Origin of the sequence: Nostoc sp. 'Peltigera membranacea cyanobiont' 213, from assembly GCF_002245975.1 — a bacterium.
Taxonomy (GTDB): domain Bacteria; phylum Cyanobacteriota; class Cyanobacteriia; order Cyanobacteriales; family Nostocaceae; genus Nostoc.
Genome location: NZ_NOLI01000009.1, coordinates 1 through 14,956, shown reverse-complemented (window position 1 = coordinate 14,956; position 14,956 = coordinate 1). Strand labels below are relative to the sequence as shown.

The 14,956-nt window shown below is 41.8% G+C and carries 13 protein-coding genes and 1 pseudogene; 8 read left to right on the top strand and 6 right to left on the bottom strand.

What is annotated here, in order from left to right:
* Window positions 1-114 precede the first annotated feature (114 nt).
* The 3 genes from mutS to CDG77_RS04315 form a co-directional block, all read right to left on the bottom strand.
* Entirely contained in the window at window positions 115-2,769 is a 2,655-nt protein-coding gene (mutS, locus tag CDG77_RS04325) for a DNA mismatch repair protein MutS (protein ID WP_094328189.1), read from the bottom strand.
* Between the two features lie 86 nt (window positions 2,770-2,855).
* Window positions 2,856-3,380 (bottom strand): hypothetical protein, encoded by a 525-nt coding sequence (locus CDG77_RS04320; RefSeq protein WP_094328188.1) that lies wholly within the window; start codon window positions 3,378-3,380, stop codon window positions 2,856-2,858.
* A gap of 8 nt (window positions 3,381-3,388) precedes the next feature.
* A complete protein-coding gene (locus tag CDG77_RS04315; RefSeq protein ID WP_094328187.1) occupies window positions 3,389-4,636 on the bottom strand; it encodes an AAA family ATPase in 1,248 nt (415 codons plus the stop codon).
* Between CDG77_RS04315 and CDG77_RS38415 the strand changes: the two genes are divergently transcribed.
* The gene (locus CDG77_RS38415) at window positions 4,625-4,756 is read left to right on the top strand and encodes a hypothetical protein (protein ID WP_262985133.1); all 132 of its coding nucleotides are present in this window, start codon (window positions 4,625-4,627) and stop codon (window positions 4,754-4,756) included. The two genes, CDG77_RS04315 and CDG77_RS38415, sit on opposite strands and share 12 nt — an antisense overlap.
* A 7-nt stretch (window positions 4,757-4,763) precedes the next feature.
* On the opposite strand, the gene CDG77_RS04310 is transcribed toward CDG77_RS38415, so the two are convergent.
* Window positions 4,764-5,441 (bottom strand): response regulator transcription factor, encoded by a 678-nt coding sequence (locus CDG77_RS04310; RefSeq protein WP_094328186.1) that lies wholly within the window; start codon window positions 5,439-5,441, stop codon window positions 4,764-4,766.
* A 232-nt stretch (window positions 5,442-5,673) separates the two neighbouring features.
* On the opposite strand from CDG77_RS04310, the gene CDG77_RS04305 reads away from it, so the two are divergent.
* The 4 genes from CDG77_RS04305 (at window position 5,674) to CDG77_RS04290 (ending at window position 8,597) form a co-directional block, all read left to right on the top strand.
* The gene (locus tag CDG77_RS04305) at window positions 5,674-6,537 is read left to right on the top strand and encodes a phycobilisome linker polypeptide (protein ID WP_094328185.1); all 864 of its coding nucleotides are present in this window, start codon (window positions 5,674-5,676) and stop codon (window positions 6,535-6,537) included.
* A gap of 208 nt (window positions 6,538-6,745) precedes the next feature.
* Window positions 6,746-7,483 carry a phycobilisome rod-core linker polypeptide gene (locus tag CDG77_RS04300; protein WP_094328184.1) on the top strand — a complete coding sequence of 246 codons (738 nt, stop codon included), beginning with the start codon at window positions 6,746-6,748 and terminating at the stop codon, window positions 7,481-7,483.
* 185 nt (window positions 7,484-7,668) lie between these two features.
* Complete coding sequence (locus tag CDG77_RS04295; protein WP_094328183.1) at window positions 7,669-7,974, top strand: CpeR family transcriptional regulator; 306 nt, start codon at window positions 7,669-7,671, stop codon at window positions 7,972-7,974.
* Between the two features lie 71 nt (window positions 7,975-8,045).
* A complete protein-coding gene (locus CDG77_RS04290) occupies window positions 8,046-8,597 on the top strand; it encodes a Uma2 family endonuclease (RefSeq protein ID WP_094328182.1) in 552 nt (183 codons plus the stop codon).
* 9 nt (window positions 8,598-8,606) lie between these two features.
* On the opposite strand, the pseudogene CDG77_RS37350 reads toward CDG77_RS04290, so the two are convergent.
* Window positions 8,607-8,720: pseudogene (locus CDG77_RS37350) on the bottom strand (Uma2 family endonuclease); the annotation flags it as partial.
* 105 nt (window positions 8,721-8,825) lie between these two features.
* Window positions 8,826-9,044 carry a BrnA antitoxin family protein gene (locus CDG77_RS04285; RefSeq protein WP_094328262.1) on the bottom strand — a complete coding sequence of 73 codons (219 nt, stop codon included), beginning with the start codon at window positions 9,042-9,044 and terminating at the stop codon, window positions 8,826-8,828.
* A 167-nt stretch (window positions 9,045-9,211) separates the two neighbouring features.
* Here CDG77_RS04285 and CDG77_RS04280 point away from each other — a divergent pair, with 167 nt between their 5' ends.
* The 3 genes from CDG77_RS04280 to glgA all read left to right on the top strand — a co-directional run bounded on the left by CDG77_RS04280 (window position 9,212) and on the right by glgA (window position 14,713).
* On the top strand, window positions 9,212-11,842 hold the full coding sequence (locus CDG77_RS04280; protein WP_094328261.1) for a sensor histidine kinase: 2,631 nt from the start codon (window positions 9,212-9,214) through the stop codon (window positions 11,840-11,842).
* A 326-nt stretch (window positions 11,843-12,168) separates the two neighbouring features.
* Entirely contained in the window at window positions 12,169-13,140 is a 972-nt protein-coding gene (gene hemC, locus CDG77_RS04275) for a hydroxymethylbilane synthase (protein WP_094328181.1), read from the top strand.
* Window positions 13,141-13,273: 133 nt separating this feature from the next.
* Window positions 13,274-14,713, top strand: a complete 1,440-nt coding sequence (glgA, locus tag CDG77_RS04270; protein ID WP_094328180.1) for a glycogen synthase GlgA — start codon at window positions 13,274-13,276, stop codon at window positions 14,711-14,713.
* Window positions 14,714-14,956: the final 243 nt, after the last annotated feature.

Genomic DNA, 14,956 nt, shown 5'->3' with positions numbered 1-14,956 from the left:
CCAGGTAACTGGGCTTTATTTTTGTAGCTGGACTGCGTTGAAAAATTTAACTATTAACTATTAACTATTATTATTTGATTAATACAGACAAATAATTAGTCAACCAACAACATATCAATCTAGATTTTGCAGCCCCATCGCAATTTTACTATGTTTCTCAATTTGCCCCATTACTTGTTTCGCTCGTTGAATAACCACTGCTGGTAAACCCGCCAATCTTCCCGCCTCAATTCCGTAAGACTTATCAGCGCCTCCCGGTTGAACTTGGTGCAAAAAGATAATTTGGTCGGGTAATTCTTTCACCGTCACTTGATAATTAGCTACATTCGGCAAAATACTAGCTAATTCATTCAATTCATGGTAGTGAGTAGCAAAAATTGTTCGCGCCCGAATATCCACTGCGATATATTCCGCCACCGCCCAAGCTATGGAAAGACCATCAAATGTCGCCGTTCCCCGACCAATTTCATCTAATAACACCAGTGACCTAGATGTGGCGTGGTTGAGAATATTCGCCGTTTCATTCATTTCTACCATGAATGTAGATTGACCAGTTGCAAGATCGTCTACTGCACCTACACGGGTAAAAATGCGATCGCATATTCCCAATCTAGCAAAATTAGCTGGTACAAAACTACCAATCTGCGCCATTAACTGAATCAATCCCACCTGACGCAAATAACAACTTTTGCCACTGGCGTTTGGCCCGGTAAGGATAATTAAATCGGGATTGTCATTTGTTATTTGTCCTTGGTCATTTGCAATTTGTTCTTGGTCATTTCTCATTTGTCCTTGGTCATCTGCTAATGATAAATGACTAATGACTAATGACTCTTCACCCAATTGCGTTGAATTCGGCACAAAGAAACCCGCAGGTAAAGACTGTTCCACCACCGGATGACGGCCATCAACAATATTTATCTCCCTTCCTGGTAACATTTCTGGACGACAATAACCTTGATGCACGGCTAACTCAGCTAAACCACACAGCACATCCGCCGCCGCTACTGCACGAGATAGATTGCGAATTACTTCCGCTTCTTGTGCTACCTCTTCCCGCAACGCTGTAAAAATTTCATATTCCAACTGATTTAAATCATCCCGCGCCGTGAGAATCCTGGCTTCTCGTTCCTTCAAATCTGGGGTGATGTAACGTTCCTCATTGGTTAGGGTTTGCTTGCGGATGTAATTAGCAGGTACTTGGTCAGCTTTGCTGCGGGAAATACTGATATAATAACCAAAAGTTTTGTTAAATCCTACCTTCAGTGTCGAAATTCCTGTCTTAGCTCTCTCATCAACTTCTAAGTTGGCAATCCATTGCTGGTCTGCTTCTACAGTTGCCTTCCTCTCATCCAACAGGGGATTTACACTAGGACGAATTAATCCGCCTTCTTTGATTAGTATGGGTGGCGACTCTACAAGGTGCGCGTGTAACTTTTGTGCCAATTCTTCCAACACACTTGGGACTTTCTGCAAAGCTTTGAGAAAGGGAGAACGCGCTTCAGTTACTAAGTGGGATAATTCTGGTAAACGTGAGAGAGAATCTGCCAAAGCTACTAAATCTCTAGCATTAGCTGTACCAGAACCTGCCCTTCCGGTGAGGCGTTCTAGGTCATAAATTTGCCGCAACAACTGCCGTAAATCTTGACGCAGTGGCGTATTTTCCATCAATTCTTGGATAGTATCAAGACGTGCCCGAATGCCTTTAATATCAAGTAGTGGTTGCAATAACCACCGCCGCAAAGCCCGCCCACCCATTGCTGTACTAGTTCTATCTAATGACCAGAGTAGGGAACCGTGAAAAGTGCCATCCCGGACAGTTTGGGTAATTTCCAGGTTACGGCGGGTTTGACTATCAACAATTAAGTAGTCGGTGATAGTATAGGTGCGGAGTCTTTGCAGAGGAACTTGGTTTTCTTTTTGTGTATCTTCCAGATATTCTATAAGACCACCAGCCGCACGGACAGCGAGAGGAAGATCGTCGCAACCGAGTCCTTCGAGCGATCGCACCTTAAATTTCTGCAATAATCTAGGTCTGGCTTCACCTTGGGAAAATGGAACTTGCGATCGCAAGCTATAGCAAAATGATGGTGGTAAACACTCCGGTAGATGAGGCGATGTTTCTCCCGGACGCAGCAAACTACCCAAATCAGGCGCATTTGTCGGAACTAACACCTCTGAAGGTTGCAAGCGCATTAATTCCTGGGTCAAATGTTCTAAATCACTGCCTTGAGTCGTGAGGAATTCCCCTGTGGAGATGTCTGCATAGGCTAAACCCCAATGATTTGCGGCAATTACCACTGCCGCTAGGTAATTATTGCGACTTGATTTGAGCATTCCCTCTTCTAGCAACGTGCCAGGGGTTAGAATGCGCGTTACTTCCCGCCGCACCAATCTACCAGCAGCTTCAGAAGCATCTTCTACTTGGTCGCAAATTACCACTGCATAGCCTTTTTCTACCAACATTGTGGTATAGCGTTCCCAAGCGTGATGCGGAACACCAGACATCGCCACTCGTCCCTGTTCCCCAGCTTGCTTGCTAGTGAGGACTAATTCTAATTCTTGCGCTAGTTTGACAGCATCTTGAAAATAACATTCAAAGAAATCACCCACCCGATACAGCAACACCGCGTGAGGATATTTATCCTTCGTCTCGACATAGTGCAGGTACATTTGACTTAGCTTACTGCGATCCACCTGTTGATGGTCAGAAATAAAAGTACTTGCGTCGGGTTTGGTAGATGGAGTTTCAGAGTGAGAAGCGGTCATAGATGCTATTGAGTTACGCGCGGAAATTCCCCAATATCCGATGATAGCTTGATGTTCGAGATGAATTGCGATCGCTCAAGGATATTTTACCTTTTTGTTCGGCTGCTTCGCCGTGTAGGTGGCTGTGGTGGAGGTGGTTCTTGCGATTTTAGCTTGTCATCATCAGTCAGAAACTCTACATGATAATCCTTTTGGTGATAGTGCCAACCCAAGATGACAATACTAGCATCACCCATAGAAGTCTTTTCTACAACTTGATTGGGGAATTTAGCAGCTAACTCTTTCAACTGTTCTTCTTCCCAGAGGACAATTTGCTCACGGAACTTAGCCCAAGGTGTGGTTTCATCAGCTGCATAAGTTATGATTTCGGCAAATTTTTGAGCTGCTATACGTTTACTTTCTGAATTTGCTATTTTAGCCTGTGCAATGTGATTACCTGTTTCTATAACAGCAGCTAAAGGAAGTACTAGGGTTGTTGATTTGTCGATTTCTGTCTGAATTTTTTGATTTACACGCTGATAATTCCATTCATTATCACCAGCAGTTTCTTTACCTGGAACTTGTAACCAAACACATAAAAGCGATGTATCGATAAGTAGCACCTTTCTCATATTAGTAATTATTCATTACGAGAAAGGCTTCTTTCAATTGCCCCCTTAGTTGTCATATCACCCAAAGAATATGATGCAAATAGCTTAGAGAAATTATCAATATCTTCTAAAAGAGTTAGTTTGCTTTCTCCAGTTTCTTTATCGCGGTGTGCAACAACCACAAAAGGAACTATCTCTGGGCCTAAAGCATCAAGTAAAGCTGGGTTATGGGTAGTAAGTAAAATATCAATTTTTCTTTTGCTGCCAATTTCTCTTAGTATTCTTACCAACAATCCTGCACGCGAGGGATGAAGCCCATTATCTATTTCTTCAATTACTATTTGACTACCTTCTGGTCGAGTTAGTAGTGCTGTGATAATTGCTAGAAAACGCAAAGTTCCATCTGACATACTTCTAGCATCTATTTCTGTAATGTGACCAGGTTTCCATTCTTCTTGAGAGTAGAGCATGGCATCAGTACGAAATCTACCTACTTTTTGCGCCCAGACTTTTTGTATATCACCTTCTGGTAGCTCTTTAATGTAGTTGGATAGAGCTGCTTCAACTTCTGCTTTCCGTTTCTTAGATAATCCAGCTAGTATACCAGCTATATTTGAAGCATCAGTTTCTAGCTTTTCCCCAATTGGGGAATAAGATCGCATTTTAGAGGGAATGGGGTTTAAAATAAAAATATTCTTAAGATATTGATAAAATATATATATATTTTCATATCTCGTCATCTCAGAAGTTGAGTCACTCTCAACAGATAGAGCATTGGCAAGTTTTGGTTGAGTAGGCAATAAATCATTTTGAAGAATATATGTTTCGTTTTTAGTATGAATATATGTTTCGTTTTCATTTAAAAACGAAGCTCTTATATTGTCTATCTGGATAGGCTTTTCATTATAATCATTTTGAGTTTTTTGACAAATTATAGATTCTTCTAAAACTTGAAGAGAAGGTTTTGTCTTTACTGTGATAGCGTAAATATAATCAATATTAATATCTTTACCTTGTATAACAGCCTTTAATGTAAATTTTTTTTCAGGTTTAAATGCAGCCCATTCTACACCTCCTCGAATCGAAGGTAGCATTGAATCACCTACTAAAGCTGGTTTAACATCCTGCCTTGTAAAGGTTATTTGTAAAAATTCTAAAGCTTCAACTACATTAGATTTACCACTTGCGTTTGTACCAATTAAAACAGTCAATGGATCGAGTGGAAGCTCCGCATAACGGAAACTTTTCCAATTTTCTAAGATGAGTTGCTTAAGCACGATCAACTCCAAAACTTTACTTACTTAAATTTAGCTCTTACTAATGGCGATCGCTCAAGCATTTTTACCCTTTTGGTGCGATCGCTACAACACGTAGATGAGAATAGTAGCGATAATTAATGTGATTTTAGTAGAGTTGTTTAAGACGGTAGCCTATACCATGAACTGTCTCAATAAAATCATCAAAAGCTCCGGCTGCCTTGAGCTTTTGACGTAGGCTCCTGAGATGAACTTTCACCGCATGTTCTTCTGGAGGAGACTCTAGCGACCAAATATGTTCAATAATCACACTGCGACTCAGAACCCGACGACCATTTCGCAGCAATAACTCTAATATTCCGTATTCTTTTGGGGTTAAATGGAGCATATTTTCGCCATAACTCACTTCATAAGTGCTGGGGTTGAGGTGCAGATTTCCCCATTCTAGAATTGGCGGTGATGAAACATTACCCCGCCGAAGCAAGGCGCGAATTCGGGCAAATAGTTCTTGCAAATCCACTGGTTTAACCACATAATCATCGGCTCCCGCATCGAGTCCGGTGATTTTATCGCTAACGGTGTCACGAGCAGTTAGCATGAGAACAGGCATAGTATAGCTGTGCGATCGCAGTCGATGGCATAAACTAATTCCATCTAGCTCTGGTAACATCACATCCAGCAACAGTAAGTCATAATCCAGCATTTTGGCTTGATTCCATCCTGCTTCACCATCTGTTACTACATCAACCATATAACGCTGGTCTGTAAGGGCTTCTGCTAAAGTTTCGGCCAGGCGGACATCATCTTCAACTAAGAGAATTCGCATAAATTTTTTTTAAACATACTAGTTATGTTTAAAACAATCTGTGAACTCTCCTTGAGAAAATATTGCAAAAAGTAACAATTTCTAGTTTTCGTGATTTCTTTCCGATTTCTTTACCATTTCCTGAGCGATTTCCTTACTTTTGGTATGCAATTGTTGATTGGATGTAGGTTTCTAAGAACCTCCTTAAGAAGTTCCAAAAGAACTTGATGTTTAGCCAGGAGATTTTCAGAAAATGGCTTTTGGAGCAAGTTCACGTCTAGGTATCAGCCTGTTTGAAGACACTCACTCAACTGAGAGAGTACCCGGTTATTCAGCAGAAGAATTTGAAGCTCTCATCACAGTTATCTACAGACAGGTGTTAGGAAATGCCTATGTGATGGAAAGTGAGCGACTAATTGTTCCTGAGTCTCAGTTTAAGCGGGGCGAAATCAGCGTCCGCGAATTTGTGCGTTTGGTAGCGAAGTCTGAGTTATATCGTTCTCGGTTTTTCAGTAATTGTCCTCGTTATCGGGCAATTGAGTTGAACTTTAGGCATTTGCTTGGTCGCGCTCCTATTGACTTAGAAGAAATGCGATCGCACAGTACTATTCTGGATGAACAAGGCTTTGAAGCTGATATTGATTCCTATCTCGACAGCGACGAGTACCAAGATACCTTCGGGGAAGACATTGTGCCTTATATTCGAGGCTACAAAACCGAAGCCTTTCAGAATATCGTGCAGTTTACCCACATATTCCAATTAGTCCGAGGAGCCTCTAGTAGCAGTCTCAAAGGCAACTTGGCAGGTAAGCAACCTCGGTTGAATAGCTTGGTAATTCAAAATACCCCTACTGCTGTGGTTTCACCAGCTAGCGATGGTGCAACATTCCGCAATCCACCACTGGGTTCTAGAACTCGTCATGGTGTAGCAGCTAGTGATGAAGGTAAGGTTTATCGGTTGGAAGTCACTGGTTATCGGGCAAAGGCACTAAACCAGATTTCTCCATTTCGCCGCAGCAACCAAGTCTATCTCGTGCCCTTTAATAAACTGTCGCAAGAGTATCAACGCATTCACCAACAAGGTGGTGCGATCGCGAGTATCACCCTCGTTAACTAGTACAATGTCTAGGTTAGTTTTGAGGGTTTGTAGTAAGCACTTTAGTGCTTAGGAAATAAGGACTGAAGTCCTTACTACGAACTTGCTTACCTATCAATTTAAATTTGACAGACTACTAGTAAGAGTGCTGAGTTATGAGTAGGAAATCCCACCTTTTTACTCAGAACTATTTTGCCCAATTCCCAATTCCCAATTCCCTAATCCAATTATGCCTATTTCTCTGTTAAATTACTCCCCTTCATCTCGAAATCATCGTGTATCTGGATATGAGATTCTTGGCGACGAGCAACCGAGAATTTATACAGCAGAATATCTGCCATCATCAGTAGAAATGGATGCCTTGATAATGGCAGCCTATCGTCAGATTTTCCACGAACAACAGATGCTAGATAGCAACCGCCAACCCTTTTTAGAATCCCAACTGAGAAATGGTCAAATTACAGTTAGGGATTTTATTCGAGGGTTAGCAATATCTGATGCATTTCGGCGACTCAATTACGAAAGCAACAATAACTACCGCTTCGTGCAGATATGCGTACAGCGTTTCCTTGGTCGTGAGGTTTACAATGAGCGCGAAAAACTAGCCTGGTCGATTGTGCTAGCTACCAAAGGAATCCAAGGTTTTATCGATGCTTTAGTGGATAGTGAGGAGTACATTAGTAACTTTGGTTACAGTACAGTTCCTTATCAACGGCGACGGATTTTGCAAGGGCGTTCTCAAGGTGAATTACCTTTTGCAAGGATGGCTCGTTATGGCGAAGATTATCGTGACAAATTACCACTTCCTTTAACTAGAAAGCCGGTTGAGCCTTTTACTTTAAAAACCTTTTTACGCAGTTCTGACAGAGACGTGGTGTTATGGCTATTAGCTTCCCTGCTGGGGCTGATTGTCTTGTTTACTTGGCTAACTGTATCTGGTTACTTGCCAAAGTTGGGCGGATACTAGCTGAGAATTGAACAAAGTGCGATCGCTATATTAGGCGATCGCACTCTACTTTTCAAAAATGTAGAATAGGCAATTTGCACCAGAAGCGCCTCTGCATAGAACAAAAAACTATTTATCCAATAAGTTCATTCATTTAAAACTCGATTTAACCACTGCATTTATATCAAAATATTTGAAGCAAAACAATGTTGCCGCCACAAGCGCATAAAAAGCTCCAATGTTGGATAAGAAGCCGTCATTTAATATGTTCGGGTCACTTTTTCATATTTGAAACTATAGACTATTCTTGCGTTGATAGATTTACTGACTGTATAGCCGCTTTAGGAGGAACATTAATTTCTGTTGAGCCGGTTGACAAAATTTGGATGGGCGACCATCGACAGGTTCTTCTTTATCGTGTCAAAGCCAGTTTGTTTACGCCTTGTCATCAGTTACGGCAATACTGGTTTAAGTATGGCGGTTTATACACTAGATTTGATAAACATTGTTAAAAATTTTGATGTCTAATAGCTTCTATGATTGCGTTACGATGTGAGGTAAAAGGCGATAAAAAAGCATTTCTATGATTGTAACTACAGCGAAGTGGACAATAGATGAATATCACAGGATGATCGCGGGAGGCATCCTAGACGATCGACATGTGGAACTACTAAAGGGAGAAATTGTAGAAATGTCACCAGAAGGAGAACCTCATGCCTACTTCAGCAGTGAGGCTGGGGAGTATCTGATTCAACTTTTAGGCAATCGTGCCACGGTTCGCCCTAGTAAACCAATTACCCTTCCTAATAACTCTGAACCTGAGCCTGATATTGCTGTTGTACAAAGATTGGGACGTAAATATTTAGAACATCATCCCTACCCTAAAAATATCTTCTGGTTAATCGAATATTCAGATTCCAGCTTAGATAAGGACTTACAAATAAAAACTAAAATCTATGCTGAAGTAGAAATTCCTGAATATTGGGTAGTTAATCTTCAAAAGCGACAACTTATAGTATTTCGAGATCCTCAAGATGGAGAATATGCTTCAAAAAACACATTAACTGGAGGCACTATTTACCCACAAGCATTTCCAGATTTGGCTATATCAGTAAGTTTGATCGTGAGTATTTAGAAGTAGAAATTTCGGCATTGGTTTCTGGATAATCTCACCATCAATATAAATACTTGCAGGCTTTGTTTCTGGCAACTTTAGAAACTCTTCCAGGGTTAGGGATGCAGATTTTGCAACACTAATGACTTCTGCCACTCCGAAAATCCTACATTCAGTTTATCAACGTTTGGCACTCCTGAATGGAACAAGGCGATCGCTTATACATACCACTAACTCAAAAACGCTTTATTAGGCGTTGCTCATCCACTCCAATGAGGGTTTGCGCTGCAACCTTACACAATCCTGTAAATAAAGGTTAATCAGGCTTTGATAGGAAATGCCAGTTTCTTCAGCAAGAACTCTGAAGTAATCAACTACATCCTCCTCAAGTCGAATTGTTACTTGCTTCTTAAGCTTATTAATGTATGGATTCTTTATAGATTGAGAAAAATCATACTCTTCTTTCATAATTACAATGTATATCATAAACAAGTTGAGTAGACTAGAAAACGCAAATTTCCCAAAGCTCAACTTTGTTGGGGGCAATGCAGCAATTGTGTCTAGGATTTGATGAGTATTCTATTAGAAAAATCCAAATGCATACTTTATTTCTCCAATCTCTTATTCAGATGCTCATGCCAAATTTTAGCGTTATCAATCTAGCCCCTTTCGGTATTGGCTTTAGCATTATTGCTTTGGGGGTAATTTACTATTTTCTCAATCTGGAAGTAAGTAGACGGCAAAGGGCAGAGGTGATTCTACGGCAACAAACTGAGCGGGAACGGTTAGTAAATCAGATTGCTCAACACATCCGTGAATCTTTGGAATTAGAGGAGGTTTTGACTACCACTGTTGCAGAAGTGCGAGAGTTTCTTAAAGCAGATCGGGTGTTAATTTATCGACTTTGGGAAGATGGCACTGGTAGCGCAATTACTGAAACAGTTTTACCTGAATATACAAAAATTTTGGGAGAAACCTTTCCAGAAGAAGTGTTTCCGAAAGAATATCACCAAGCGTATTCATTGGGGAAAACCCGCGCGATCGCTAATGTTGAACAAGCAGATGTCGAATCATGTCTAGCAGACTTTGTGAAACAGTTCGGTGTCAAAGCTAAGTTGGTAGTGCCAATTTTACAAGAGAATCGGCAAGCAGATAAACAACGAGATAGCAAAACTCCTGCTTCTCCCCCTTATCTTTGGGGCTTATTGATTGCCCATCAGTGCGATCGCACCCGCATCTGGGAATCTTGGGAAATTGAGTTGATGAAGCAACTTGCAACCCAGGTGGCGATCGCTATTCAACAATCAGAACTTTACAAACAGCTACAAACACTCAACGCTGAATTAGAACACCGCGTTCAACAACGAACTCAAGAGTTAGCTAAAGCTAATGTCTCCCTCCGAGCCGAAATAGCCGAACGTCAACGCACCCAAGCCGCCCTACAAGCTTTAATTACTGCCTCTCCTCGCGCCATCTTCACGCTTGATTTAGAAGGAAATGTGAAAATCTGGAATCCTGCTGCTGAACGCATGTTTGGCTGGACAGAGGCGGAGACGATCGATCGTCCTAACCCAATTTTTTTAGATGACCAATTAGAAGAATACAATACTCTCCAACAAAGTATATTCCAAGGAACAACTTATACCAGAGTGGAATTGCGCCGTTCTAAAAAAGATGGTACTGCGATCGATATAGTTTTCTCCGCCGCTCCCTTACATGATAGTGACGATAGTATTAACGGCATGGTGGCAGTGATTGCTGATATTACCCATCAAAGGCAGCAGGAAGAACAAGTTAGATTGCTGCAATCTGTGGTTGTAAATACGAATGATGCTGTAGTTATCACTGAAGCCCAACCCGTTGGCGAACCGGGGCCAAATATTATCTATGTTAATGAAGCATTTACTCGAATCACAGGTTACAGCCTGGAAGAAGTTTTAGGTAAAACGCCCCGTATCCTGCAAGGAGCGAAAACAAGTCGCGCTGAACTAGATAAAGTCTGGACTGCCCTTTCTCGTTGGGAACCAGTCACCGTTCAGGTAATTAACTACCGCAAAGATGGCTCGGAATTCTGGAATGAATTTAGCATTGTCCCCGTAGCTGATAAAACCGGCTGGTATACCCACTGGATATCAGTACAACGTGACATTACTGGGCGCAAGCAAGCTGAACAGGCATTATGTCAAAGCGAAGAACGCTTCCGCTCATTAATTGAAAATGCTTTAGATATTGTCAAAATTCTGGATGTAGATGGTTCTATTCGTTACGAAAGTCCTTCTGTCGAAAAAGTTTTGGGTTATCCACCAGCAGAACTAATTGGCAAAAACTTATTAAATTACATTCACCAAGATGATTTTGTTAATATCTATCATAGTTTTATTCATGCTATCGAAAATTCAGAAGTTACTGCCCCAATTGAGTTTCGTTGTCGCCACAAAGATGGCTCGTGGCGGATGCTAGAAGCGATTAGCCAGAAATTTCTAGATAATACAGCAGATACTAAAATTATGGTTAACTGCCGCGATATTACAGAACGCAAGCGGGTAGATGAAATTCGGATGGCACTAGAGCGAGAGAGAGAACTCAGCGTCTTGAAAACACGTTTTTTCTCAATGGCATCTCATGAGTTTCGCACACCTCTAAGTACTGCCTTAGCAGCTGCCCAATTGCTAGAGAACTGTCAGGATGAATGGGATAACTCTTCTAAGCGACTGAGGAATTTGCAGAGAATTCAACTCTCTGTCAAAAATATGGTTCAAATGTTAGACGATATTTTAACCATCAATCGAGCCGAAACCGGAAAACTAGAATTTAATCCTAAACTTCTAGATTTAGAAGAATTCTGCGGTGATTTTGTAGAAGAAATGCGCCTAAGTACAGATGAGAGGCATACACTTAGCTTTGTTTGCCAAGGGAAAGCTGTTCCAGGCTGGGTGGATGAAAGGTTATTGCGTTCTATTCTGTCTAATTTGCTGCTCAATGCAATTAAATATTCTCCTCAAGGGGGGAATGTTCATCTAGAACTGGAGTTTGAAGCAGATACGGTGATTCTCCAGGTTCAGGATCGAGGTATTGGGATTCCGCTAGCAGATCAAAAACAACTGTTTGAGCCGTTTCATCGGGGCAAGAATGTTAGAAGCATTCCTGGTACAGGCTTAGGATTAGTAGTAGTGAAAAAGTGTGTGGATTTACACCAAGGTTGTATTAACATCACCACAGAAGTAGGAATTGGGACAACTTGTGCGATCGCTCTCCCATTATTATAACGAGTGCGATCGCAATAACTTAAGGCAAGAGACGCGATGAATCGCCGTCTTTACAATAATAATCTAGGATTTTCATCAAAAAACTTTTGCGTTGAAGCGTTTTTAATCCAAGGAGACGCATTGGCATTGCAGGGTATTACCAAATTTAATTCCCTATAAATTAATCAAATGCTGTACTCAGTACTATTGTTCGAGATTGCTGAAACCAGCTTTTGGTAAAGAATTGTAATCCAAAATCCCAAATCTAAAACCCAAAATTCCGATGAGTCCCTGACTACGGTAGTCTAGATGAGAGTGAATTATCGCCTCGTTTGATATATTGTTTTATGACTTCAGTAGTTTCTAGTCCCCCACGCACTATTCGGATCGGCTCGCGCAAAAGCCAACTTGCTCTGGTTCAAACCTACTGGGTACAAGAGCAACTCCAGAAAAGCTTTCCTGATATCACTTTTGAAGTCCACACCATGTCTACCCAAGGCGATAAAATCTTGGATGTAGCATTAGCTAAGATTGGCGATAAAGGACTTTTTACTAAAGAACTTGAAGTTGGAATGCTCAATCAAGAGATTGACTTTGCAGTTCATTCCCTCAAGGATTTGCCGACTCACTTACCAGAAGGGTTAACGTTAGCAGCAATCACTGAACGGGAAAACCCAGCCGATGCATTAGTGGTGCATGAAAAGCATAAAGATAAACAAATCGATACGTTACCAGAAGGTGCGGTAATTGGTACATCTTCGCTGCGGCGTTTAGCACAGTTACGCCATCACTTCCCGCATTTTGCATTTAAGGATGTGCGGGGAAACTTAATTACACGGTTGGCAAAACTGGATGCAGGCGAATACGATGCCTTAATTTTGGCAGCAGCAGGGTTAGAGAGATTGGGAATGGGCGATCGCGTTCATCAAGTTCTACCTAAAGAAATCTCCCTTCACGCGGTTGGACAAGGAGCTTTGGGGATAGAATGTCGTGCTGATGATAGTGAAGTGCTATCTCTACTCAAAGCAATTGAACATCCCGAAACACGCGATCGCTGTCTCGCCGAACGCTCTTTTTTACGGTCTTTAGAGGGCGGCTGTCAAGTACCTATTGGTGTAAATACAGAAATATCTGGAGAAAATTTAACCTTGACAGGGATAGTCGCCAGTGTAGATGGTCAAAAGTTCGTCAAAGATACCGTCACAGGGATTGCTAACAACGCCGAAGCACTAGGCATAGAACTAGCAGAACTGTTGCGACAACAGGGAGCGCAAGAAATTTTATCAGAAATTTTTGCGGTGATTCAGCGCGGTTCCTAAGCAATTGGGCAAGCCGATGTGATTAGATAAGAATTGATCGCCGTTGCACTGATGTGCCAGACGCGACTTGTTGCGTTGGTCGGGATTCAGAAAGTTGATTTGACAATATAGACTCAGGGAAGCAAAAATTACCATGCGGATTCTATTTGTTGCAGCAGAAGCAGCGCCCGTTGCGAAAGTAGGAGGAATGGGTGATGTTGTAGGGGCATTACCCAAAGTCCTGAGAGAAATGGGGCATGATGTGCGGATATTCTTGCCTTACTACGGCTTCCTGCCAGACAAAATGGAAATTCCCCAAGAACCCATCTGGTGGGGAGATGCCATGTTCCAGCACTTTGCAGTATATGAAAGTGTTCTGCCTGGTACTGATGTTCCCTTGTACTTATTTGGACATCCGTCCTTCATGCCGCGCCGCATCTATTCTGGAGATGATGAAGATTGGCGGTTCACATTGTTTGCTAATGGTGCAGCCGAGTTTGCCTGGAATTACTGGAAGCCAGATATTATCCATTGTCACGATTGGCATACAGGGATGATTCCGGTATGGATGCACCAAGATCCTGATATCACCACAGTGTTTACCATCCATAACCTGGCTTATCAAGGGCCGTGGCGTTGGTATTTAGAGAAAATTACTTGGTGTCCCTGGTATATGCAAGGACACAACGTAATGGCGGCGGCTGTACAATTTGCCAACAAGGTAAATACAGTTTCGCCCACTTATGCCGAGCAAATCAAGACACCTACTTACGGTGAAACATTAGAAGGTTTGCTGTCTTTTATTAGCGGTAAATTATCTGGGATTATCAACGGTATTGATACTGAGGTATATAATCCCGAAAATGACAAATACATTGAGCAAACTTTTACTGCTGATACTTTAGAAAAACGTAAAGCCAATAAAATTGCTTTACAACAAGAATTAGGATTAGAAGTTAATTCCAAAGCCTTTTTTATTGGGATTGTAACCCGATTAGTGGAACAAAAGGGCATTGATTTGATATTACAAATCCTCGATCGCTTCCTCTCTTATACAGATGCACAGCTGGTTTTGCTGGGGACAGGCGATCGCTACTATGAAACTCAGATGTGGGAATTAGCATCCCGCTTTCCTGGACGCATGGCAACTTATCTACTGTATAACGATGCCCTGTCTCGCCGCATTTACGCTGGTACTGATGCTTTCTTAATGCCTAGTCGTTTTGAACCATGCGGTATTAGTCAAATGATGTCTTTACGCTACGGTTCTGTCCCTATTGTGCGCCGCACAGGTGGATTAGTTGACACCGTAAGCCATTATGACCCGGAAAATGCCGCAGGTACCGGTTATTGCTTTGACCGCTATGAACCGCTAGACCTTTTTACCTGTATGATCCGGGCTTGGGAAGGCTTCCGTTTCAAACCGCAATGGCAAGAACTGCAAAAACGCGGTATGAGTGAAGATTTTAGTTGGCATCAATCGGCCAAAGAGTACGTGAAGTTGTACAGGTCTATTTTTGGTTTGCCAGAAGAAGAAGAGACACCACAACCAGAGGTAGTGTTAAACGAAGCAGTCACCAATAGCAAGTCCTAAAACGCGGGAGCATTCCAATTTGGCAAAAATATACGGAACTGACGCAAAAACCCTTTTAAATCCTCTTCCCTTTGCGTCCTTTGTGTTCTTTGCGGTTCGTTTTTATCCTTCGGGGTAAGTCAAAATTCCGTATGTAAATTAAACTTGCACATTTGGGATGCTCCATAAAACGCTAGGGTGCAAAGGTATCATTGGTGTTGACTTATAGCGTTTCCTAATCACATGAGGTACATCATAGTCCCC